Source organism: Mesorhizobium marinum (assembly GCF_040813675.1).
In the GTDB taxonomy this organism is placed as follows: Bacteria; Pseudomonadota; Alphaproteobacteria; order Rhizobiales; family Rhizobiaceae; genus Mesorhizobium_K; species Mesorhizobium_K marinum.
On the sequence record NZ_JBFOCI010000001.1, the window covers coordinates 878,152 to 901,035 of the forward strand.

General features: G+C 65.8%; 22 protein-coding genes. 8 read left to right on the forward strand and 14 right to left on the reverse strand.

Annotation, left to right across the window (positions count from 1 at the left end; translation table 11 throughout):
* The first annotated feature begins 194 nt into the window (after positions 1-194).
* On the forward strand, positions 195-1,184 hold the full coding sequence (locus ABUE31_RS04160; RefSeq protein ID WP_367722222.1) for a fatty acid desaturase: 990 nt from the start codon (positions 195-197) through the stop codon (positions 1,182-1,184).
* Positions 1,185-1,233: 49 nt separating this feature from the next.
* Positions 1,234-2,019, forward strand: a complete 786-nt coding sequence (locus ABUE31_RS04165) for a phosphate/phosphite/phosphonate ABC transporter substrate-binding protein (protein WP_367722223.1) — start codon at positions 1,234-1,236, stop codon at positions 2,017-2,019.
* A gap of 232 nt (positions 2,020-2,251) precedes the next feature.
* Here the strand turns inward: ABUE31_RS04165 and ABUE31_RS04170 are convergent, their stop codons facing one another.
* From ABUE31_RS04170 to ABUE31_RS04195, 6 genes are all read right to left on the reverse strand, one after another.
* Positions 2,252-3,610 carry a M24 family metallopeptidase gene (locus ABUE31_RS04170; RefSeq protein WP_367722224.1) on the reverse strand — a complete coding sequence of 453 codons (1,359 nt, stop codon included), beginning with the start codon at positions 3,608-3,610 and terminating at the stop codon, positions 2,252-2,254.
* A 22-nt stretch (positions 3,611-3,632) separates the two neighbouring features.
* The gene (locus tag ABUE31_RS04175; RefSeq protein WP_367722225.1) at positions 3,633-4,391 is read right to left on the reverse strand and encodes an NYN domain-containing protein; all 759 of its coding nucleotides are present in this window, start codon (positions 4,389-4,391) and stop codon (positions 3,633-3,635) included.
* A gap of 24 nt (positions 4,392-4,415) precedes the next feature.
* Entirely contained in the window at positions 4,416-5,195 is a 780-nt protein-coding gene (locus ABUE31_RS04180; RefSeq protein ID WP_367722226.1) for an SDR family NAD(P)-dependent oxidoreductase, read from the reverse strand.
* Positions 5,196-5,250: 55 nt separating this feature from the next.
* Positions 5,251-7,824, reverse strand: coding sequence for a GcvT family protein (locus ABUE31_RS04185; RefSeq protein ID WP_367722227.1), 2,574 nt, complete (start codon positions 7,822-7,824; stop codon positions 5,251-5,253).
* A 145-nt stretch (positions 7,825-7,969) separates the two neighbouring features.
* Positions 7,970-9,547 carry a trimethylamine methyltransferase family protein gene (locus ABUE31_RS04190; protein WP_367722228.1) on the reverse strand — a complete coding sequence of 526 codons (1,578 nt, stop codon included), beginning with the start codon at positions 9,545-9,547 and terminating at the stop codon, positions 7,970-7,972.
* Positions 9,548-9,681: 134 nt separating this feature from the next.
* Positions 9,682-9,894, reverse strand: coding sequence for a hypothetical protein (locus ABUE31_RS04195; RefSeq protein WP_367722229.1), 213 nt, complete (start codon positions 9,892-9,894; stop codon positions 9,682-9,684).
* A 418-nt stretch (positions 9,895-10,312) separates the two neighbouring features.
* Here ABUE31_RS04195 and ABUE31_RS04200 point away from each other — a divergent pair, with 418 nt between their 5' ends.
* A complete protein-coding gene (locus ABUE31_RS04200; RefSeq protein ID WP_367722230.1) occupies positions 10,313-11,692 on the forward strand; it encodes an aspartate aminotransferase family protein in 1,380 nt (459 codons plus the stop codon).
* 77 nt (positions 11,693-11,769) lie between these two features.
* On the opposite strand, the gene ABUE31_RS04205 is transcribed toward ABUE31_RS04200, so the two are convergent.
* From ABUE31_RS04205 to ABUE31_RS04225, 5 genes are all read right to left on the reverse strand, one after another.
* Positions 11,770-12,495 (reverse strand): outer membrane protein, encoded by a 726-nt coding sequence (locus ABUE31_RS04205; protein WP_367722231.1) that lies wholly within the window; start codon positions 12,493-12,495, stop codon positions 11,770-11,772.
* Between the two features lie 69 nt (positions 12,496-12,564).
* The gene (locus ABUE31_RS04210; protein WP_367722232.1) at positions 12,565-12,990 is read right to left on the reverse strand and encodes a hypothetical protein; all 426 of its coding nucleotides are present in this window, start codon (positions 12,988-12,990) and stop codon (positions 12,565-12,567) included.
* A gap of 114 nt (positions 12,991-13,104) precedes the next feature.
* Entirely contained in the window at positions 13,105-13,911 is an 807-nt protein-coding gene (gene dapB, locus ABUE31_RS04215) for a 4-hydroxy-tetrahydrodipicolinate reductase (protein ID WP_367722233.1), read from the reverse strand.
* A gap of 394 nt (positions 13,912-14,305) precedes the next feature.
* Positions 14,306-15,190 carry a 3-hydroxyisobutyrate dehydrogenase gene (gene mmsB / locus ABUE31_RS04220; protein ID WP_367722234.1) on the reverse strand — a complete coding sequence of 295 codons (885 nt, stop codon included), beginning with the start codon at positions 15,188-15,190 and terminating at the stop codon, positions 14,306-14,308.
* A gap of 134 nt (positions 15,191-15,324) precedes the next feature.
* Positions 15,325-16,494 (reverse strand): acyl-CoA dehydrogenase family protein, encoded by a 1,170-nt coding sequence (locus tag ABUE31_RS04225; protein ID WP_367722235.1) that lies wholly within the window; start codon positions 16,492-16,494, stop codon positions 15,325-15,327.
* A 112-nt stretch (positions 16,495-16,606) separates the two neighbouring features.
* Here ABUE31_RS04225 and ABUE31_RS04230 point away from each other — a divergent pair, with 112 nt between their 5' ends.
* From ABUE31_RS04230 to ABUE31_RS04245, 4 genes are all read left to right on the forward strand, one after another.
* Positions 16,607-17,221, forward strand: coding sequence for a dimethylsulfonioproprionate lyase family protein (locus ABUE31_RS04230; RefSeq protein ID WP_367722236.1), 615 nt, complete (start codon positions 16,607-16,609; stop codon positions 17,219-17,221).
* Positions 17,222-17,223: 2 nt separating this feature from the next.
* On the forward strand, positions 17,224-18,693 hold the full coding sequence (locus ABUE31_RS04235) for a cobyric acid synthase (protein ID WP_367722237.1): 1,470 nt from the start codon (positions 17,224-17,226) through the stop codon (positions 18,691-18,693).
* A 95-nt stretch (positions 18,694-18,788) separates the two neighbouring features.
* Positions 18,789-19,262 carry a nuclear transport factor 2 family protein gene (locus ABUE31_RS04240; RefSeq protein WP_367722238.1) on the forward strand — a complete coding sequence of 158 codons (474 nt, stop codon included), beginning with the start codon at positions 18,789-18,791 and terminating at the stop codon, positions 19,260-19,262.
* 63 nt (positions 19,263-19,325) lie between these two features.
* Positions 19,326-19,994 (forward strand): DUF2161 domain-containing phosphodiesterase, encoded by a 669-nt coding sequence (locus ABUE31_RS04245; protein ID WP_367722239.1) that lies wholly within the window; start codon positions 19,326-19,328, stop codon positions 19,992-19,994.
* On the opposite strand, the gene ABUE31_RS04250 is transcribed toward ABUE31_RS04245, so the two are convergent.
* Together ABUE31_RS04250 and ABUE31_RS04255 are read right to left on the reverse strand one after the other, a co-directional pair.
* Entirely contained in the window at positions 19,991-20,431 is a 441-nt protein-coding gene (locus ABUE31_RS04250; RefSeq protein WP_367722240.1) for a cupin domain-containing protein, read from the reverse strand. The two genes, ABUE31_RS04245 and ABUE31_RS04250, sit on opposite strands and share 4 nt — an antisense overlap.
* Positions 20,432-20,588: 157 nt before the next feature.
* Positions 20,589-21,374, reverse strand: coding sequence for a TSUP family transporter (locus ABUE31_RS04255; protein WP_367722241.1), 786 nt, complete (start codon positions 21,372-21,374; stop codon positions 20,589-20,591).
* Between the two features lie 151 nt (positions 21,375-21,525).
* On the opposite strand from ABUE31_RS04255, the gene ABUE31_RS04260 reads away from it, so the two are divergent.
* Entirely contained in the window at positions 21,526-21,960 is a 435-nt protein-coding gene (locus ABUE31_RS04260; protein WP_367722242.1) for a tellurite resistance TerB family protein, read from the forward strand.
* Between the two features lie 45 nt (positions 21,961-22,005).
* On the opposite strand, the gene xth is transcribed toward ABUE31_RS04260, so the two are convergent.
* Positions 22,006-22,800: an exodeoxyribonuclease III gene (gene xth, locus ABUE31_RS04265; protein ID WP_367722243.1), complete on the reverse strand. Its 795-nt coding sequence runs from the start codon at positions 22,798-22,800 to the stop codon at positions 22,006-22,008.
* Between the last annotated feature and the right edge of the window lie 84 nt (positions 22,801-22,884).

Genomic DNA, 22,884 nt, shown 5'->3' on the forward strand with positions numbered 1-22,884 from the left:
ACGGATTGGGGAACATGAATCCTCTCGCGTGTTCACAATGTATATCACATGCGGATTATGGTGCGCAAAATCTACAGGTTGTGCGCGTTGTCTCGTTGAGACGGCTTAATACTCCTGACACAATGCTGTCAGGAATCGAGAGGTTCCGGCGACTGGGGGCAGTAGTCGAGGGCATGCCAAGAAACTGGGGCAATATGAAAAATCTTTCGGTCGAATGGCCGACTGTCATTCTGATACTCGCTTGCTACGCTGCCTGGGTGGGGGCAGCGACCTTTCTCTGGCCCTCCTATCCATTCCTTGCGCTGATCGTGTTAGGCGTGCTGCTGGCCATGCAGTCGTCGCTGATGCATGAGGCCGCGCATGGCCACCCCACCCGCAGGGGCTGGCTGAACGAACTTCTGGTCGGCCTTCCGATCGGCCTCGTCTATCCCTACCGCCGCTTCAAGTCGCTGCATCTTCGCCACCATGCAGACGAGCGTCTGACGGACCCGTTCGACGACCCCGAGAGCTACTACCGTGCGCTCTGGCATCACGAGGAACTCCCCGCGCCGCTGAAGGCGATCCTGAATTTCAACAACACGATGGTCGGGCGCTTCCTGATCGGTCCGCCGCTCGCCACTGCCGGCTTCCTGATGACGGAGGCGAAGCTTGTCGCCGACGGCGACCAGGCGGTTCGCAGGGCCTGGGTGCTGCATACCGCAGGCCTTGCCGTGGTCCTGCCGGTTGTGCAGTTCAGCTTCGGCATCCCGCTCTGGCTCTACATTCTCGTGCCCGTCTGGCTCGGCCAGTCGATCATTTCGGTGCGGACCTTCGCCGAGCACCAGTGGTCCGAGCGACCGGACGGCCGCACGATCATCATCGAGCGCTCGCCGCTCGCCTTCCTGTTCCTCAACAACAATCTCCACCTGGTCCACCACAAGAGCCCGAACGTCGCCTGGTACAGGCTGCCGAAGCTGTTCAGGGATCGCCGCGCCGAGTGGGTGGCGATGAACAACGGCTACGTGTTCCCTGGATATCTCGCCCTGTTCAGGGAGTTCGCCTTCAAGGCCAAGGAGCCTGTCGTTCATCCTGTGCTGCGCCGCGCGCCGGAACCCGGCCGCGCCTTCCGGCCGCGGGTGAGGGCGACACGCGCGGTGAACGGCCTCGGTGCTGCGCCGGTTCCCGCGGAGCCGCCGAAAGAATAGCCGCGGCTGCGGCCTTGCCATTTCTCGTGTCCTGCCCGCAGATGCGACGATGCCTGTAGTCGCCCTTCCCATGTATGATTGGCCCGAGGCCCGCGCCGCCACCGACGCGGAGTGGGCTTCGCTGCATGCGCGCCTGCGCGACGCCGGCATCGACGCGCCTGAGCGCCTGGTGCGCCGCAATGCCGACTTGCCGGCCGTTCCAGGCGGCATCCGGAACGGCGAGGGCAGGACGGTCGCGCCCGATCCGGCCGCGCTCCCGCCCGACGATCTCGACTTCCCGGTGCTCTGGCGGCATCCCGATCTCCTGCTGGCGCAAACCTGCTGGGGACCGATGGAGCAGGGACTGGAACGGGATGTCGTCGTCGTCGGCCAGCCGAGCTACGAGGGTATCGAAGGGGGCGAGGGCGCGCTCTACTCCAGCGCCATCCTGATGCGTCGTGGCACAGCCTTCGCGGCTCCTGCGCCTGCCGATGGCCGCGCGCTCCTGCCCCTCGACCTGCTGCGTGGAAAGCGCCTCGCTTATAACAGCAGCGATTCCATGTCGGGCATGATCGCGCTTGCCCGCGACCTCGAGGCTGCCGGCGAAAGCCTCGCCCTCTTTTCCGAACGCATCGAGACTTCGGCGCACCGGGCCTCGATCGCCGCGGTTGCCGAAGACAGGGCCGATGTCTGCGCCGTCGACTGTCGCAGTTGGCAACTCGCCAGGCGCTACGAACTGCGTGCCGCCGATGTCGAGCCGGTGGGCTGGACGGCGCGCCGCAGGGGGCTGCCCTACATCACATCGCGCCACACCCCACAGGACCTGGTGGCCCGGCTGCGGGCCGCTCTCGCCTGAACACGGCCGATCACGTCGTCGCGATCGATGCAACCGGGGCCGGCGCCGTCGCGTTGTTCGTTGCGGAGAGGGGCATGGAGTTTGTCATGCCCGAAGAGATCTTGCTGTCGATCCTTGGCGTCTTTGGTGCTCTGGCCGTCGCCACCATCGTCGCCTATGTGCTGCTCAACAACGAGAACCTGCACATGCGAAACCGGCACTGAGCGGATCGCTCCGAGCCGGCGCCTCAGCCTCAAAGCAGCCGCGTATCGAGCGGATAGCGCGATAGCTGTTCGTTGCCGGCTTCGGTGATCAGGACCTGCTCCTCAATCTTGACGCCCTCGCGGCCGCCGAGGCGGCCGATATAGCTTTCGACGCAGAGCACCATGCCGGGCTCCAGCACGCCGTCCGGCGTGTCGGCGGTCCAGTCATGTGCGTGCGGCAGGGTCGGGTATTCGTCGGCGAGGCCAACGCCATGATAGAGGACGCCGTAGCGGGCGGGGAAGCAGTCCGGCGGCGGCACGGCCGAACGTTCGACCAGGTCGCGAAACCCGATTCCCGGCCGCAGCAGTTCGGTGTTCCGGGCGATCTGGTCCGCGGCGATGCGGAAGAGGTCGCGCTGTTCGTTGGACGCCTGGCCATCGCCGCAGAGCCAGGTTCGCGACAGGTCGGCGCAAAAACCATAGGGGCCGATCAGGTCGGTGTCGAAGGCGACGAGATCGCCCGCCTCGATTTTTCGTGACGAGCATTCCTGGAACCAGGGATTGGTGCGCGGCCCGGATGACAAGAGCCGCGTCTCGATCCACTCGCCGCCGCGCGCGATGTTGCCGCGGTGCAGTTCCGCCCAGAGCTCGTTCTCGCTGATGCCCGGCCTCAGCGCCGCTTCCATCTCGCCCATGGCGGCCTCGCAGGCGACGATGGCGCGGCGCATCGCCAGCATTTCGTCGGGCGACTTGATCAGCCGCGCGCTTTCCATCACAGCCTCGCCATTGCCGACGGAGATACCCAGCCGCGCGAGTGCGGCCACGCCCTCCGGATCGAGGTGGTCGACGGCGATGCGGCCGTTGCCGCCGCCGTGCTCGCGCACCAGGTCGGCGATGCCGGCCGCCCAGCGCCGCGCCTTCATCTCCGTCAGCTCGCCGCCATACATGTACATGAAGGAAACCGCCGGCCTGACCTCGTCCACCACGCCGGAATGGTCCGACAGGTGTTCGCAGGAGAAATAGTCGAACAGCACCACCGGCCCCTCGGTCGCCACGAAGCAGTGCCGCGTCGGGTTGTGGGCGACCCAGAGCTGCATGTTGGTCGAGTCGGTCGCGTAGCGGATGTTGACCGGATCGTAGAGCAGGGCGCCGGCATAGTCGCGGCGCTTCAGTTCGGCGCGGATGCGCTCCAGCCGGTATTTTCGCATTGCCGGCAGGTCGGGCGCTTCTATGCCGGCCGCCGTCCATTCGCGCTCCGCCGTCTCGCCATAGCCCAGCGCATGCTGGTTGAGCGCGGCGGCCTTTGCGCGCGCCTCTGCCCTCAGCGCCTCGACATCCATGGCCTGGCCCGGCTCGAACGGCATGATCTTGCGGTGGCGGCCGAAGGAGCCCGGAACCCTGCTTTCCATGTCGGTCTCTTGCTGTGCCGGGTCAGGACTTTTTCCGCGCCCGTCCGGGCTTTGCCGCGGCCGGCTTCAGGCGCACGCGCAGCGAGCCGCCGCTCGGATGATCGATCTCGAAGGCTTCCGTCCTGCGCACCAGGTCGCTCAGCTTGCGGAAGCCGAAGGTGCGGGGGTCGAAGTCCGACACCAGGTTCGCCAGGCGGGTGCCGACGCCGCCGAGCGAGACCCAGCCATCCTCGCTGTCCATCTCGTCGATCACCTTGCTGATGATCGGCACCGCCGCGCTGGGCGGCTGCAGCGACCTGGCGGTTGCCTGCGATCCCGGCGCCGTTCGCGGTTCTTCGGGTCGAAGGTTCTCGGTATAGATGAAGCGGCTGCAGGCCTGGCGGAAGCTCTCCGGCGTCTTCTGCGCGCCGAACCCGTAGACGTCCATTCCCTCCTCGCGGATGCGCGAGGCGAGCCGGGTGAAGTCGCTGTCCGACGAAACCAGGCAGAAGCCGTCGAACCGGCCGCTGTGCAGCAGGTCCATCGCGTCGATCACCATGGTGATGTCGGAGGCGTTCTTGCCCTTGGTGTAGGCGAACTGCTGGTGCGGAATGATGGCGTGTTTCGCCAGCACCTTTTCCCAGGCCTTCAACTGGGTGGTGGAGAAGTCGCCATAGATCCGGCGCACGCTGGCCGTGCCGTATTTGGCGATATCCTCGAAAAGTCCCTCGACGATTGCGGCCGGCACATTGTCGGCGTCGATCAGGACGGCGAGGCGGTCCGGCCGCGCTTCGTTTGGCATGGTACCTCCGTTCGGGCTTCGCCCTCAGGGCATCAGTTGTCCGCCGTTCACCTCAATCACCTGGCCGATCACGTATCCCGACAGCGCGCCCGAGGCGAGGAACAGATACGCGCCCACGCAATCCTCGGCGACGCCGAGCCGCCCCTGCGGCACCGTCTTCAGCATCGCATCCAGCAGTTCGGGCGTCGAGTAGCGTTCGTGGAAAGGCGTGGTGATGACGCCGGGCGCCACTGCATTTACGCGGATGCCGAAAGGAATGAGTTCCTTGGCCATGCCGCGCGTGACATTGGAGACGAACGCCTTGGAGGACCCGTAGAGGCCGGCTCCTCCGCCCGCGCCGTTGCGGGCGGCGATCGAACTGGTGTTGACGATGAATCCGCCCTTCTTCTTCAGATGCGGGATCGCCGCCTTCGAGGCGACCACGACCGAGCGCGCGTTGAGGTCCATCACCGCGTCATAGTCGTCGTCGGTGGCCTCGGAGTAGGGGATCCGCTTCACCATGCCGCCGGCGTTGTTGATCAGGCCGTCGAGGCCGCCAAGCGCGGCTGCGGCGTCCTCGACCGCACGCCGGACGTCATCCGACCTTGAAAAATCGGCCTGCACGAGATGCACCGAGCCGCCGGCCCCCTTGATCTCCTCGGCCAGGGCCTCGGCTGCGGCCTTGCTGGCGTTGTAGTGCGCGGCGACCTTGGCGCCCTGGGCGGCGAAGGCGCGCGCAAGCGCTGCGCCGATACCGGTCGATGCTCCGGTAATGTACACCGCTTTGCCGGCCAGGTCGGGGATATTCAACGTCGCCTCTGCCATCTGCCTTCCTTCCGCTTGAATTCGGCCGCCAGCCTCGGTGCGAACGCCGGCCGGGTCAAGCGCGCATCTTGCCTCCGCTGGCATCGAAGGGCGGCTCGACATTGATGCGGGCGGGGCGGCGGTGACCGAGGATTTCGATCTCGAACAGGCCCTCGCTCTCGTTCTCGGCGAGTGCGGCCGGCACGTAGCCCTGCGCCATCGACGTCTCCACATGGTGCGCATAGCCGCCGGACGTCACCCAGCCGACGACGCGCCAGTCGCCGTCGACGATGCCGCGTACCGCCGATGCGCCGCTCGCCGCCGTCGATCCGCGTGCTTCCTTGCCGCTGGCGTCGAAGCGCGGGGCGCCGTAGCCATGCGGCTTCTCCACAGTGCCGTAGTCCTTGTCGCCGACCTTTGCCCAGATCGGCTCGTCGCCCATGACGTCGGCGTCGAGCGCGTCGACGACCAGCGAGACGCGGCGCAGTTTCGGCCCCTGTTCCATCTCTCTTGCCGCCGCTTCGCGACCGACAAAATCGTTCTTCTCGAGCTTGATGAAGCGGTCCATCGCGCCTTCGAATGGGCCGTAGATCGGCCGCAACTCGCGGAACCAGGTGGGGAAGTTCTTCTCGAGGCGCATGGAGAGCAGGGCGCGCATGCCGAAATCCACGATGCCGAATTCCTCGCCGGCCTCCTTGATCGCGGCATAGACCAGCCGTTGGTAGGCCGGCGCCATCCAGATCTCGTAGCCGAGGTCTCCGGTGTAGGTGATGCGGTTCACCATGCAGGGCGCGCCACCGACCGCCATCTCGCGGAAATCCATGAAGCGGAACGCCTTGGACGAGACGTCCTCGTCAACCAGTTTCTGCAGCAGCGCCTGGCTTTTCGGTCCGGCGATGGAGAGGCCGACCAGCGTCTGGTCGAAGCGGTGGATGCGCACGCCGCCATCGCGGGGCAGGTGCTTCTCGAACCAGCGCATGTGGTACTTCTGCGCCGCCGACGAGCCCCAGATCATGAAACGGTCTTCGGCCGTCTTGGCGATGGTAAAGTCGCCGATGAGCTTGCCGAATTCGTTGAGCATCGGCGTCAGCACGATGCGGCCGGTCTTCGGCATTCGGTTGGTCATCAGTCGATTCAGGAAGTCTTCGCAACCTGCTCCGCTGACTTCATATTTCGCGAAATTAGCGATTTCGGTGACGCCGACCCGCTCGCGCGTCGCGCGCACTTCGTTGCCGACATGCTCGAAATCGTTGGAGCGGTGGAACGACACCTTGTCCTTCGGTTCGGTGCCCTTGGGCGCGAACCACAGCGGCGTCTCCAGCCCCCATGAATCGCCCATGACGGCATTCTGCGCCACCATCGTGTCGTAGAGCGGAGTCGTCTGGGCGGGGCGGGCCGCCGGCAGTTCCTCGTTCGGGAAGCGGATCGAAAAGCGCCGCGAGTAGTTTTCGCGCACTTTTGCGTTGGTGTAGCGCAGGCTCGCCCATTCGCCGAAGCGCGCCACGTCCATGCCCCAGACGTCGAAGCCGGGATCGCCGTTGACCATCCAGTTCGACAGCGCCAGCCCGACGCCGCCGCCCTGGCTGAAACCGGCCATCACGGCGCAGGCGCACCAGAAGTTGGTCAGGCCCTGCACAGGGCCGACCAGCGGGTTGCCGTCGGGCGCGAAGGTGAAGGGCCCGTTGATGATCTGCTTGATGCCGGCCTTTTCGATGCCGGGGAAATGCTTGAAGCCGATCTCCAGCGACGGCGCGATTCGATCAATGTCGGGCGCCAGCAGTTCGTGGCCGAAATCCCATGGCGTATCGACCGGCGACCACGGCTTGCACGCCTTCTCATAGGTGCCGAGGAGCACGCCGTTGCGCTCCTGGCGCGTGTAGATCTCGCCCTTGAAGTCAAGCACGCCGACCATCTCGCGCCCGGTCTCCTTGTTGAAGGCTTCGACCTCGGGCATCGGCTCGGTCAGCAGGTACATGTGCTCCATGGCGAGGAGCGGCAGCTCGACGCCAACCATGCGGCCGACCTCGCGCGCCCACAGGCCGCCACAGTTGACGACATGCTCGGCCTTCACCGTGCCCTGCTCGGTGACGACGTTCCAGGTGCCGTCGGCCTCCTGCGTCAGTTCCACCACGCGGTTCCTCAGCACGATCTCCGCGCCCAGTTTTCGCGCCGCCTTCGCGTAGGCATGGGTGGTGCCCGATGGATCGAGATGGCCTTCGACCGGGTCCCACATGGCGCCGACGAAATTCGTCTCGTCCATCAGCGGGAACATCGCCTTTGCCTCGGACGGCGTGATCAGTTCGGTGTCCATGCCAAGATAGCGACCCTTGGCGTGCGCCAGCCGCAGGAAGTCCATGCGCTCGGGCGTGTCGGCCATCATCACGCCGCCGGTCAGGTGCAGCGAACAGGACTGGCCCGAAAGCTCCTCAAGTTCCTTGTAGAGCTGCACCGTGTAGGCCTGCAGCTTGGCGACGTTGGGGTCGCCGTTCAGCGTGTGGAAGCCGCCCGCAGCATGCCAGGAGGAGCCGGACGTCAGTTCCGAGCGCTCGATCAGCATGACGTCCGTCCAGCCGGCACGGGCCAGGTGGTAGAGGACGGAACAGCCGACGACGCCGCCGCCGATGACAACCGCTTTGACGTGGGATTTCATGGAGTTGGGTCCGTCCGTAAGGAAAATGAATCGGCTTTGATTTCCTCTCTCCAGCACCTTGGAGGAGGGGTGTCACGCGACGCGCGAGCGAGCGGGGGGCGACCTTGTGTCATGGGGAAACGATGCGCATCACCGACGGAATCGCTCAAAAATCGGTCGGCGCGCCGCCCTCGGCCTTGCGCTTTTCGACGAAGGCGTTCAGCTCCTCGCGGATCGCTGGGTCCATGGCTGGCTGCTCGTAGCTGGCCAGCCGTTCCTTCCACACCCGGTTGGCGCGCTCGAGCGCCGTCGGCTTGCCGGCCTCCGCCCAGGTCTCGAAGTTTCGCCAGTCGGAAATGATCGGGGCATAGAACGCGGTCTTGTAGCGCGACTGCGTGTGCGGCGTGCCGAAAAAGTGCCCGCCGGGGCCGACGTCTCGGATGGCGTCGACGGCCAGCGCGTCCTCGCTCAGGTCGAGAGGGGCTAGGAATTCCGCGACCATCTGCAGCATGTCGATGTCGACGATCATCTTCTCGTAGGAGGCGCGCAGACCGCCTTCCAGCCAGCCAGCCGCATGCATCAGCAGATTGCCGCCGCCCTGGATGGCGCCCCACAGCGAGAACACGCTTTCGTAGGCAGCCTGCGCGTCGACCGTGTTGGCCGCGCAGGTGTTGGAGGTGCGGTAGGGAATGGCGTAGCGGCGCGCAAGCTGCCCGCCGACGATCTGCGCCTTCATGTACTCAGGCGTCCCGAAGGCCGGCGCACCCGACTTCATGTCGACATTGGAGGTGAACCCGCCATAGGCGACGGGCGCGCCCTTCCTGACCATTTGTGCGAATGCGAGCCCGGCCAGCGCCTCGGCGTTCTGCTGAACCAAAGCGCCCCCGACCGTCACCGGGGCCATCGCGCCCGCCAGCGTGAACGGCGTCACCACCACCACCTGGCCGGCCGAGGCCATCTGGATGATGCCTTCCATCATCGGGACGTCGAGCTTCAGCGGCGAATTGGTGTTGATGATCGTGAAGACCGAGGGCTCCCGTTCGAGCTGCTCGCGGCTGACACCGCGCGCGATGCGCGCGATCTCGATGCCGTCGACGTTGCGCTCGCGGCCGAGCGAATAGATGTGGAACACCTTGTCGGTCAGCGATGCCAGGTCGCGAATACACTCCAGGTGCCGGATCGAGGGATGGATGTCGATCGGCTCGACCGGATAGCCGCCGGTGCAGTGGATGACGTTGTGCATCTGCGCCAGCTTGAGGAAGTTGCGATAGTCGACCTGGTTGCCGGGCCGCCGCCCCTGATCGAGATCCGAGCAGTTCGGCGCCGACGCCACGGAGGCGATCACGACGGTATCGCCACCGAAATGGACGTCGTGCGCGGGGTTGCGGGCGTGAATGGTGAAGCTCGACGGTGCGTGCGCGACCATGTCGAGGATCATGTCGCCATCGAAGCGCACCCGCTCGGAACCCTCGCGCACGTCGGCGCCGTGCTCCTTCATGATGCGGCGCGCGTCGTCGTGCAGCACGTCGACGCCGATCTCCTTCAGCACGCGCAGCGATGCCAGGTGGATCGATTCCAACTCGTCGTCGGAAACCAGCCGGGTCGGCGCGAAGGGGTTTTTCAACTGCCGGAACGGCGGCTGCTCGAAAGCGGCCGCGCCGCCCGCGCGCTTGCCGGCGCGGCCGCCACGGCGGCCCCTGTCGGCGGCAAGCGTCGGTTCTGCCGGGTGTAGCGCGGCGGTCATGGCAATCCTCATGGTGGTGCTATTTCGCCACGCATGATGGACTGCGCCTCTGCGCCCTGTTGCGGAGGCTGCGACCAGCAACGCCAGGGAAGCGACATGCCCGACGGGCACACCGGAGGCGCGCCCGTCGATGCTCAGGTGAGCGCGAACACCACGGCCGCCGCAACGGCCACGGCAAGGCTTACGCGCATCATGATCTGCCTGCGCCGGCAGCCCGGTACGTAGCGGCAATCGTTCTGATTTGCCGCTGCCGGAATTTTGCCGAGGCGCAACGCCCAGAACTCGAGGTCGCCCGACGGCACGTCGTATCTATCAACCGTCCAACGCTGTTCCATTTCAATCCCCATGGCGAACCCGTCGCCGAGGGCTGGTGAACTAAAGCCTGTTTGTAACTGACCGATGCTGCCTTATTTGTTCGCTTGTTACCGAATTGTAATGTCAATTCGGGCAAAAACGGTCAATGGCGACCGTTCTTGGGGATATGCCCCGCGTCCGACGCTGCCATACCGGCGTCCGGACCGCAGGCGGCCGCCAGGCCTGTCCGCGCGGTCAAACGCAGCGGAGCTTGAAGCCGCGCGACGATCTCGACTATGACTGAGGCATGGCTAGTCATGACAGCCTTCGCTTTCCCGCCGTCAGCCCTTCGCGGCGGACGCTGCACGCGGAGCTTCTGCGGCTCTGCGCGCGCATCGGCTATTCGCCCCACGGCTGCCTCTGAATCCGCCGCCGGCTTGCCGGCTTGATTCACGCGAGAGGCATCAATCCATGACCTACCAGAACTATTCCCTGAAGCAGCTGCAGGCGATCGACGCTCGTCACCATCTGCATCCCTTCACCGACCACAAGGAGCTGCGCGACGCCGGATCGCGCATGATCGTGCGCGCCGATGGCCCCTATGTCTACGACAGCGAGGGCAACCAGTTGCTCGACGGCATGGCCGGCCTTTGGTGCGTCGCCGTCGGCTACGGCCGCAAGGAGCTGGCTGAGGTCGCCTACGACCAGATGCTGGAGCTGCCCTACTACAACTCCTTCTTCAAGTGCTCGACGCCGACGCCCGTGCTGCTCGCGCAGAAACTCGCGGAGCTGGCGCCGAAATCGGTCAACCAGGTCTTCTTCGGGTCGTCCGGCTCGGAATCGAACGATACGGCGCTACGCCTGGTTCGCCACTTTTGGGCGCTCGAGGGCAAGCCCGAGAAGAACATCGTCATCTCCCGCCGCGACGCCTATCACGGCTCGACTGTGGCCGGCGTCTCGCTCGGCGGCATGAAGCACATGCACGGGCAACTCGGGGGAGCGATCCCCAACATCGTCCATGTCATGCCGCCCTACGCGTTCGAACTGGCCGAGCCGGGCGAGAGCGACGAGGCGTTCGGCCTGCGCGCGGCGAAGGCCGTCGAGGACGCCATCATCGAGGCCGGTCCCGAAAATGTCGCGGCCTTCATCGGCGAGCCGGTGATGGGGGCGGGGGGCGTGAAGATCCCTCCAAAAATCTACTGGACGGAGATCCAGCGCATCTGCCGCAAGCACGATGTGCTGCTGATGCTCGACGAGGTCATCACGGGCTACGGCCGCACCGGCGAATGGTTCGCCGCCCAGACCTACGGCATCGAGCCCGACACGATCACCACCGCCAAGGCGCTGACGTCGGGCTACCTGCCATTGTCGGCCCTGCTGGTCGGCGACCGGATCGCGGCGACGCTGGTCGACAAGGGCGGCGAGTTCTACCACGGCTACACCTATTCGGGGCATCCGGTGGCCTGCGCGGTCGGCCTGAAGAACCTCGAGATCATCGAGCGCGAGGGCCTCGTCGGTCGGGTGCGCGACGACACCGGCCCGTATTTCGAGCAGCAGCTGAAAGAGCGCATCTCCGGCCATCCGCTGGTCGGCGAGACGCGCGCGATCGGACTGATGGGCGCCATCGAGATCGTCAGGGACAAGGCGACCCGCGAGCGGTTCAAGCCGGCCGGCAGCGCCGCCGTCGTGATCCGCGACCATGCCATCGCCAACGGCCTGATGCTGCGGGCCACCGGCGACACCATGATCCTGTCGCCGCCGCTGATCTGGACGCGCGAGACGATCGATTTGGCCTGCGACCGGATTCTCAAGGCGCTCGACCTGGCGCTGGTCGATCTCCAGGGCAGGTGATCGGCCTCAGACAAAAAAGGCCCGGCGCAATTGCCGGGCCTTTCCATTCTTACGCCGTAAGAGGCCAGTGGCCGTGCTCAGAACTTGCGGCTGATCCCGATGCGGATCATGTGCAGGTTGTCGGAGATATCGTAGTCGTCGCCGTCGAGATCGGTTTCCGTGTGCGATCCGAAATCTGAGTAGGAATAATCGAGGCGCCCGATCCAATCCCCGGCGAAAGCGTGTTCTATGCTTGCACCCAGGGTATAGCCGGCGCGGGTGTCGCTGCCGAAGATGGAGGCGCTTGGGTCGGGCAAGTCGCCGTCGGTATCCCCGTAGCCGTAGTCGATTTCGCTGACGATGACGCCGCCGCGCAGCGCGAACAGCGTGCGGTCGAATGCGATGCCGACCCGGCCCGTCAGGCTGCCGTAGAGCCCGTAGTCGGTATTTGCGAAGAAGTCGTCGCCATCCGGCTCGAAGACATCGTCCTCGGCGCCGAGATAGCCGATCTCGCCTTCGATGCCGAACACCCACTGGTTCCGCTGCCAGTTGTAGCCAGCAACAGCACCGCCGACGAAGCCGTCAGGATCGAGATTGGCCGTATCGTTGGGAGCGGAACCGTCAAAGCCGGGATTGCCCCTGGCGGTAGTGTCGCCAGCGCCATATCCCAAAAGCACGCCCGCATAGAGCCCCGACCAGTCATGGGCGTTCTCAACCACCACGACATCGCCGAGCACCGCGTCGGCTGCCAGGACATGGCTGGACGAGCCGATTAGCATCGCGACAGCAAAAACCTTCAATTTCATAGAATAAATCCCCTTCAATGAGTAGTTCAGGGAGTAACAGAAAGTGTTTCGGACTGCTGTTGCGCTGGGGCAACACAGGCGGAATTTTCAACCGCCGTCAGTCTCGGACGGCGTCGCCGGGCGGCCCTTGCTGGTCAGGTACTGCGACTGCGTCGGAAGTCGCGCATATTCGGGCCAGATGCCGTCGCGCACATAGATGTCGGCCGGCATGGGCGCGGTGGCGCCCTCATGGCTGACTTCGACCCAGCCTCCCGGGCGGCGAAAGACGCCGAACGGACGATCGGGCCTTGGCGGCGGCGGCAGTTCTATGAAGGGCGCCGTCTCGGGCGGGTCGGCGAGCCTCAGCCCGGTGCGCGCGGCGATCTCTTCGATCGAACGGAAGACGACAGGCCGCTGCGGCTCGATCGCGGCGGTACGCGTTACGGCGAAAGCCAAACCCTTCTCGTCTTCGGTGGTCCAGATATGAAAATTGACGCCGTCCTGATTGACGGCGCCTCGGTATTTCCAGGTCATGAAACTTCAATGCGCATGCGAACTTACGCGCCCGCCGTAGCGGTGCGAGGGTTAAGATTTGGCTAGCAAGGAAGCCGCCGGCGGCGGCCTCATCCGTTTCGCTCCGGCCGGGAATCAGGCCTTCGAACGAAGCAGGTCCGCCATCGTGTAGAAGCCCGGCGCCTGGCGTGCAATCCAGGCGGCTGCGTCGAGGGTGGTTGCTGCAAAAGCCGTGTAGTCGGTCACACGGCTTGTGATCTCGAGGCGCTGGCCGGAACCGGCAAAGAAGACTGTGTTTTCGCAGACCACGTCGCCGCCGCGCGCCGAGGAGAAGCCGATGCTGCCGCGGTTGGCTGGCGGCGCTTCGCCATGTCGGGCGGTGACCATCAAGTCGGAAAGGGAAGAGCCGCGCGCCTCCGCCGCGTACTCGCCGAGTTCCAGTGCGGTCCCGGATGGCGCGTCGATTTTGTTGCGGGGATGAAAGTCGAAGATTTCGATGTCGAACTCGTCGCCCAGCAGGCGGGCGGCGGTACGGACCAGTTCGTACATTGCGATGACCGATATGCTCATGTTCGCCGCCAGCATGACCGGAATGGACTTACCGGCTTCGGCCAGTTCGGCTCGCTGCGCTTCGTCGAAGCCCGTCGTGCCAACCAGGATCGGGGTTCCGTTTGCAACTGCGACCGGCAACAAGCCCATGGTGGCGGATGCCGCGCTGTAGTCCACAATGACGTCGGCTGCGCGGCAGAGCGTTTTGGGATCGTCGGTGAGTCGGATTCCGAGCGGTGCCAAACCGGCCAGCGAACCCAGGTCCTGGCCGATCTTCGGAGAGCCGGACCTGTCGCATCCGGCAGCAATCGAAAAGGCGCTGCTGCTGGCTATCACGCGAACAAGCATGACGCCCATCTGTCCGGCGGCGCCGTGCAACCCGATCCTGGTCATGTCGCCATCTCCCGAAGAGACCGCGCGAACTTTAGCGGGTGCTGTTGAACACGTCGAGAAGGCAGGCCGGCAGATCGGCAGACGGCGAGGGCGAGATCAGTTGCCTTGTCGAGCTACACGCGTGCGCTGAGGATACGGCCGGGGATCAAATGGCAAAAACCGCGCCTGACGGGCGCGGTTTTGCCATTCCAACGCATGGCCCTTCGCCTACGTTACGCTGCGAAGGTAACGGCTCCGGTACGCGAGACCTGATCCGGAGCGTCGGGCGGCTGCGATGTCCGCCTTGTCATCCGTTCTATCGGGACAATGTTACCGCGTGGTTATCGAGAGCTTAATCAAACCTAAATTTGCGACTTTTCTCGATTAATTTGACGAAAAATCTCGCGGCTCAGGTTTACGTAGCGTGATCCCGCAGATAGCGCACGATCGCCGAAAAATCCTCGGCGCCATGACCGGCGTCGTTGAAGCGTTCGTACAGGTCCGCGGCGGCGCTGCCGAGCGGCGCAAAGCCGCCGGATGTCGCCGTCGCCTCGCGCGCCAGCATCAGGTCCTTGAGCATCAGCGCCGCGGCGAAGCCCGGTCGGTAGTCGTTGTTGGCGGGTGAGGTCGGCACCGGCCCCGGCACCGGGCAATAGCTGGTCAGGGACCAGCACTGGCCGGAAGAGATCGACGCCACGTCGAACAGCGCCTGGTGCGAAAGTCCGAGCTTTTCGGCCAGCACGAACGCTTCTCCGACCGCGATCATCGACACGCCGAGGATCATGTTGTTGCAGATCTTCGCCGCCTGGCCGGCGCCGGCGTCGCCGCAATGGACGACCTTGCCGGCCATCGGTCGCAGCAACGGTTCGGCCAGCGCGAAGGCATCCGGCGAACCACCGGCCATGAAGGTCAGCGTTCCCGCCGCAGCGCCCGCCGTGCCGCCCGAAACGGGCGCATCCACGGACAGCAGGCCGTTGTCCGCGGCGATCGCGTGTGCCCGCCTTGCCGATTCAACGTCGATGGTCGAGCAGTCGATGAACAGTGTGCCCGCAGCCGCGAGCGGGGCGATCTCTCGGTAGACGTCCAGCACGTGCCGGCCGGCCGGCAGCATGGTGATCACGGCTTCGGCGCCTTCGGCGGCGCTTGCCGCGTCGGCCGCCGGCTCGACCCCATGGTCGCGCGCGATCGACAGGGTTTCGGGCATCAGGTCGAAGCCGCGTACGGTGTGTCCGGCCTTGACCAGGTTCGCGGCCATCGGGTTGCCCATGTTGCCGAGGCCGATGAAAGCGATTTTGGTCATGTGTTCCTCCGGAAGAAGAGACTAGGGGAGTAAGTGAACAGGGGAGTAGGGAAGTACGGGAGTGAATGTTTGGAGATCTGGTGATCTAGCCAGGACTCGGCGCGTCGAGGACGAGTCACCACTCTCCTAGTCCCTTACTCCCCTAATAGATGCCTTGCCACGATCACCCGCATGATCTCGTTGGTGCCCTCCAGAATCTGGTGGACGCGCAGGTCGCGCACAAGCTTTTCAATTCCGTAGTCGTGCAGGTAGCCGTAGCCGCCGAACAGCTGAAGCGCGTCGTTGGCGACCTTGAAGCCCGTGTCGGTGACGAACCGCTTGGCCATCGCCGACCACTTGCCGGCGTCGGCGGCCGCGCCGTCGAGTTTCGCCGCCGCGGCGTAGAGGAAGGTGCGGGCGGCCTGGAGTTCGGTCTCCATGTCGGCCAGTTTGAACTGCGTCGCCTGGAACGCGTTGACCTTCTGCCCGAACGCCTTGCGTTCCGCGGTGTAGGCCAGCGCCTTGTCGAGTGCGGCCTGGGCGCCGCCGAGCGAGCATGCCGCGATGTTCAGCCTTCCGCCGTCGAGCCCGGCCATCGCGATGCGGAACCCTTCGCCTTCCGCCGCCAGCAGGTTTTCAGCCGGCACGCGGCAGTCGGTGAGCAGCACCTGCCGCGTCGATTGCATGTGCCAGCCCATCTTGTGCTCGAGGGCGCCGAAGGAGAGGCCGGGCGCGTCCCTGGGAACGATGAAGGCCGAAATTCCCTTCGGCCCCTCGCCGCCGGTGCGCGCCATGACGATGTAGAGATCGTTGTCGCCGGCGCCGGAAATGAACTGCTTGGCGCCGTTCAGCACGTAGGTGTCGCCGTCCCGCAAGGCCCTTGTCTTCAGGCCGGCCGCGTCCGAGCCCGACCCCGGTTCGGTCAGGCAGTAGGACCCCAGCCACTCCATCGCCGTCAGCTTCGTCGCGAAGCGGGCGCGTTGGTCCTCGCTGCCGAAGCGGTCGATCATCCACGCCGTCATGTTGTGGATCGAGATGAAGGCCGAGAAGGCGGGGCAGGCGCGGGCCAGCGCCTCGAAGATCAGGACCGCATCGAGGCGGCCGAGGCCCGAGCCGCCGACATCATCGCGTACATAGATGCCGCCGAAGCCGAGCGGGCCCGTCTCGCGGATCGTCGCGCCCGGGAAATGCCGGTCCCGATCCCAGGCAAGCGCCATGGGCGCGATCCGCTCCGCAGCAAAGGCGTCCGCCATCGCCTGGATCGCGCGCTGGTCCTCGTTGAGCCCGAACTGCGCCGGGGCCGCTTCTGCTGCCTTGGCGTCCATCACGTCCTCCCGTGACGTTTTTGGCTATGCGTCGAAGACAATCTAGACCAATGATGCCCCCGCGCAATCGGAGCCGGCTCCGGCGGCGCCGGACAGCATCGCGTGAGGACGAGTGAGCACGGTTTGCGAGCATCTTCTTTCGGAGGTCAGGGGCTTCCTTGGCCGGTTTCGCGAGAAGGCGGCAAGGAGCTTCGCAGGCGACATTGATTGGTCGATGCCGCCGCGAAGCCTTGCGCCGCGCGGGCTTGCCTGCCTCGTACACCTCGCACGCGCCCAGATGATCGCAGGGGAAGCCGCGCGGCCGCTGGCAACGCTGCTGCGCGACCACGTGTCGAGCTTTCGCTGGGGCCAGACCTATGTTGCCGCCGATTTCGGCCAGCATTTCATCGACAACTACGGCTGGCTCGAGGTTTTCGGGACACGGGGGCATTTCGTGAATGCCGACGTCGCCGGCGGCTTTCTGCTGCTCGGCCCCGATCTCGAATATCCGGACCATCACCATGAAGCCGAAGAACTCTATATCCCCCTGACACCGGGCACGGAATGGCGCATGGGCGGTGGCGCATGGCGCGTCCGAGCGGCCGGCGAAGTCATTCACCACGCCTCCGATATCAGCCATGCCATGCGCACCGGACCGGAGCCGCTGCTCGCCTTCTATCTCTGGCGCGGCGGACCGCTTGCCGCCCGCTCGACCGTGACCGGCGTCGCCGGCGAGGCCAGGGGCTGACGATGGCACGCGCGATCATGCTGCAGGGCACGGGCTCGGACGTCGGCAAGACCGTGCTGGTGGCGGGCCTCTGTCGCGCCGCGCGCAACCGCGGCTTGAGCGTGCGTCCGTTCAAGCCGCAGAACATGTCGAACAACGCTGCCGTCGCCGACCTGCCCGACCGGCCCGGCGGCGGCGAGATCGGTCGGGCGCAGTGGCTGCAGGCGATGGCCTGCGGCGTGCCCCCCTCGATCCACATGAACCCGGTTCTGCTCAAGCCGCAGAGCGACGTCGGCAGCCAGGTCGTCGTGCAGGGCAAGGTGTTCGGACAGGCGAAGGCGCGCGACTACCAGCAGCTGAAGCCGCGACTGATGGAGGCCGTGCTCGATTCCTGGACCCGCGTGGGCGAGGAGGCCGACCTCGTCATCGTCGAAGGCGCGGGCTCGCCGGCCGAGATCAACCTCAGGCCGCGCGACATCGCCAATATGGGCTTTGCCACCCGTGCCGGCGTGCCGGTCATCCTCGTCGGCGACATCGACCGCGGCGGCGTCATCGCCTCCATTGCCGGCACGCATCTCATCTTGCCGGACGAGGACCGGAAGATGATCGTCGGATACCTCATCAACAAGTTCCGCGGCGATGTCTCGCTGTTCGACGACGGCCTTCTCGCGATCGAACGCTTCACCGGCTGGCGCTCGTTCGGCGTCGTGCCGTGGCTGCAGGCCGCCGTGCTGCTGCCGTCGGAGGATTCCGTCGTGCTCGAGCGCATGGCCTCGGGCCGGGCGCGCGCCTTGAAGGTGGCGGTGCCGATGCTGTCGCGCATCGCAAACTTCGATGATCTCGACCCGCTGAAGGTCGAGCCGGAGGTCGAGGTCGTCTTCGTGCCGCCCGGGCGGCCGCTGCCGGAGGACGCCGGCCTCGTCGTCATTCCCGGCTCGAAGTCCACCGTTGCCGACCTGATCGACGTCCGCGCGAATGGCTGGGACCGCGATCTTGCCGCGCATCGCCGGCGCGGCGGCCGCGTGCTCGGGATCTGCGGCGGCTACCAGATGCTCGGCCGCGTGGTGCGCGATCCCCTTGGCATCGAGGGCAGGGTGACTGAAGTGCAGGGGCTTGGCCTGCTCGACGTGGAAACAGAGATGGAGCCGGAGAAGACGGTGCGCAACGTCGCCGCGCGTTCCGTCGCCTTCGATGTTCCGCTCGAGGGCTACGAGATACATCTCGGCCGCACGACCGGACCCGATTGCCTGCGTCCGGTGGCTGTCATCGACGGCGTCGAGGACGGCGCCACATCGGCCGACGGCAAGGTGTTCGGCACCTATATGCACGGCCTTTTCGGCGCCGACGCGTTCCGCCGGAAATTCCTCGAAAGCCTGGGTGTCAGGAGCAGCGGCATCGACTACCGTGCCGAGGTCGAACGCGCCCTCGACGAAATCGCAGCCCATCTCGAGACGCATCTGGATTGCGACGCCATCTTCGCCGCGGCGCGATAGGCGGCTCGCGGCGGCACATTCCCTCGGCCTGCTTGCCCGGCGATCGAATCGGACGCAGGATGACGTAGCGTAAACCGCGAATGGGAGGGATTCCGATGCCTGCCACGGCAACAAGATCGAGGGCGAAGATGCCGGTCGCCGCAAGTGCCAGCAAGAAGCCTGCCAATCTTAGAAATCTGAAAGCTGCCTACCGCGCCTGGGGCAAGAGCAGGGACAAGGCCAACATCGAGCCGCTCCAGAAGCTGATGGCTGACAGCTTCCGGATCGCCAGCATGGACGAGACGTCGCCGGGGCTGGCCTTCGCCGCCGACCGGCCGTCAAAACCCCAGTCGATCGCCTATCTCACCGGCATCTTCGATGATTGGGAGATGGTTCACTACACGCCTCAGACCTTCGTTGAGCAAGGCAACAAGATCGCCATGTTCGGCAAGTGCGCTTACAAGAACAAGAAGACCCGCAAAACCGTCGAATGCTGGATCGCCAACCTGTGGGAGTTCAGGAACGGCAAGCTGGTCTCGATGGTCGACGTCTTCGACTCCGCCAAGGCGGCCGCGGCGGCGACGCCATAGCCACGGGATTCCCGGAGCCGACGCGCTGAAGCTTGCCGGCGCCGAATCGGCTATGCCGTGTGCATGGCCGAAGCGTCCCTCTATGCGCCCGTAAAGCAGTTCCTCGAGAGCCTGGATTTCGTCGTCAAGGGCGAGATCGGCAACTGCGATGTGGTTGGCCTGCGCGAGGGCGAGCCTCCGGTGCTGGTGATCTGCGAACTGAAGATGCAGTTCAACCTGGAGCTCGTGCTTCAGGCGGTCGACCGGGCCGGGGCCTGCGACGAGGTTTGGCTGGCCGCCGCGCTGTCGTCCAGCGGCCGGGGCCGCGAGCGCGACAGCCGGTTCCGTGCGCTCTGCCGGCGTCTTGGCTTCGGGCTGCTTGGCGTGACGTCGCGCGGCAGCGTGGAACTCCTGCTCAGCCCGGTCGCGCCGGCGCCGCGCCGCGACCCCGGGACGCGGTCCAGGCTGGTCGACGAGCACCGCCGCCGGCGCGGCGATCCGGCCGTCGGAGGGAGCACGCGTTCGCCGGTCATGACGGCCTATCGCCAGGATGCGCTGGCCTGCGCCGCGGCCCTCGCCGGCGGGCCCATGCGGCCGCGCGACCTCAAGGACTGCACGCCGCGCGCCGGCAAGATCCTGCTCGACAATGTCTATGGCTGGTTCGACCGCGCCGAACGCGGTGTGTATGTGCTGACCGACGCCGGCCGCGCGGCGCTGCTGCGCTGGCCGCAGGACAGTGCTTCGCCGGGCTAGGCGTTCTCCTCGTACCACTTCACGATCGCGGGCATGTTCCGCTCGAATCCGCCGGGCAAGAAGACGTTGAACAGCGCCGCCGGCGCGTCCGTGCGGTTGGCGAAGTCGTGCGTGGTGCCCGCCGGGACGATGATGACGCTGCCGGCCGGCGCGTCGGTCCAGCTGTCGCCGACCAGCACCGACATGGTGCCTTCGACGATGCGGAAGATTTCGTCATTGTCCTCGTGCGCATGCGCGCCGGGGCCTTCGCTGCGCGGCTCCAGCCGCCATTCGGACACGCTGTAGGCATCGCCAGTCTCGGCTCCGTCGGCGTGGAAGACGGCGTGCATGGCCGGCATCCGGTAGGCGCGGCCTTCGCCCGGCAGCCTGACGACAGGTTGCCGCTGCGAGTCGCCTTCGCCGTGCGCTTCCTTGTCGCCTTGATTCCGCTCTGCCATGCCTGTTCGCTCCCTACGCGAGGATATCAGGCACGGACAGCGGCCGCAAAAAGAGAAGCGCCCGGCCGAGGGACCGGGCGCTTCCGTTGCCTGAGCTACCCTGAACCACAGGGGGCTCAGCTCATGATTCGTTAGGTCGATCTTATTAAGCCCGAGCTCAAACGCCAAGCATGATGCGAAGCGGATTGGCGGGATCGACCAGCAACCGCGCGGCCAGAGCCACGCAGGTCAGCACCAGAAGCGGCTTGATCAGCCTGGCGCCGTTCTTCATCGCGAGGCCCGAACCGATGCGCGCCCCGAGGAACTGCGCCGCGCCCATCGCCAGCCCGACCTTCCAGGACACCGCGCCGACCGCCGCGAAGACGGCAAATCCACCTATGTTTGTGGCGAAGTTGAGGAATTTGGTGTGCGCGGTCGCCTTCAGCACGCCGTATCCGGCGAGCGAGACGAAGGCGAGCATCAGGAACGAGCCCGTGCCGGGGCCGAACGCCCCGTCATAGAACCCGACCAGCGGCACGACCGAGATGCCGAACGCAGCCGGACCGATCCGTTGCGCGCGGTCAACATCGTTCATGTTGGGCTTCAGCGCAAAGTAGGCCGCGATGGCGATCAGCACGAAGGGAAGCGCGAGCCGAAGCGCGTCGCCGGGGATCCGGGTCGCAACCAGAGCCCCGCCGGCCGACATCAGCAGGGCCAGCGCCGCCCAGGGCAACTGCCTTGTCACGTCGACCTGGCCGTTGCGGGCATAGTGGAGCGCGGCCGAGCCCGAGCCGAACAGGCCCTGCAACTTGTTGGTGCCCAGCGCGTCGACCGGCGGGAAGCCGGCGAGCAGCAGCGCCGGGATGGCGATCAGTCCGCCACCGCCTGCGATCGAATCGATGAAGCCCGCCACGAAGGCGGCGAGGACGAGCAGCAGGACGAGGTGCAGGGCGATGTCGGACATGGCGAGTGGGGCAGGGCGCCCGTGAGGGATCAGCGGCTTCGACCACAGGCAGGCCACTTGCGCAAGCCGCAATTCACGCTAGGGTCGATCGGAACACAAGCATGACTGGCACGGGTCTATGTCGAACGACGGGCCGGATACGGGGGTGTCGATGGCAAGGGGTCTGCTCGCCCAGATCAGGGATCTCTTCGAAGGCGATCCGGGGGTCCGCAAGGTCGCCGACGATCCGGTTCTGTCAGCCGAACTCCTGCTGCTGTTCCGCATGATCCTTGCCGATGGCCAGGTGTCGGACAGCGAGATGGCGGTGTTCCGGCGCATCTGCCGCGACTCGTTCGGCATCGGCGAGGGGAGCATCCAGGGGGTCGTCGACTACCTCAACGACTTCGGCTACGAGACCAACGGCGCGCAGGCGCTGGCGATGTTCCGCGATCTCGACGAGGATCGCCGCCGGCAACTGGCCAGCCACATGGCCGAGATCGCCAAGGCCGACAGGGAACTCGCCGAGAACGAGGTCAGGCTGCTTCGCCGCACGCTCGACGTGCTCGGCATCAGCCCGGTCGATCTGGTCAAGCCGACGCGCGAATAGGGTTGGCGCGAGGCCGGGCCTGCCCGGTCGGAGAAGCGATCGGCCTTACGCCGCGTCGAGCGCCAGTTCCACGGCCACCGGCACGTGGTCGGACGGCTTTTCCCAGGCCCTGACATGCTTGTCGATTGAGGTGGCGGCCAGCCGGTCGGCCGCCTCAGGCGACAGCAGCAGGTGGTCGATGCGGATGCCATTGTCCTTCTGCCAGGCGCCGGCCTGGTAGTCCCAGAAAGTGTAGACGCCGGCGGCTTCGGTGGTCGCGCGCACCGCTTCCGTGAAGCCGATGTTCTCGAGGCGCCGAAAAGCCTGGCGCGTGGCTGGTTGGAACAGCGCGTCGTTCACCCAGTTTTCCGGGAAGCGCGCGTCGATGGGCTCCGGGATCACATTGTAGTCGCCGGCAAGCACCAGCGGTTCCTCAAGGTCCAGCCGCCCGCGCGCCCAGCGCTCGAGCCGCTCCATCCAGGCCAGCTTGTACGGAAACTTCACGGGATCATCGGCCGGATTGCCGTTGGGCAGGTAGAGCGACACCACCCTGAGCGCACCCTGCCTGGTCGAGAACACGCCCTCGATGAAGCGCGCGTGGTCGTCGGAGTCGTCGCCCGGCAGGCCGCGGTTCACCTCGTCGAAGCGCAGTTTCGAGAGGATGGCGACGCCGTTGAAGCCCTTCTGGCCGTGCGTCTCGACGTGATAGCCGAGCGCCTCGACTTCCAGGCGCGGAAAACCCTCGTCCTGCGTCTTGATTTCTTGCAGGCAGACGATGTCCGGGTTTGCCTCCTGCAGCCAGTGCAGCAGGTTGCCGATGCGGGCGCGAACGCCGTTTATGTTCCATGTCACGATTTTCATGGGGCGATGGTTAGCATGGTGGCCTGACCGTATCATCCGAAAAGCTCCGACGTGCGACGCATGCTGACAGAAGTCCCGCCCGCC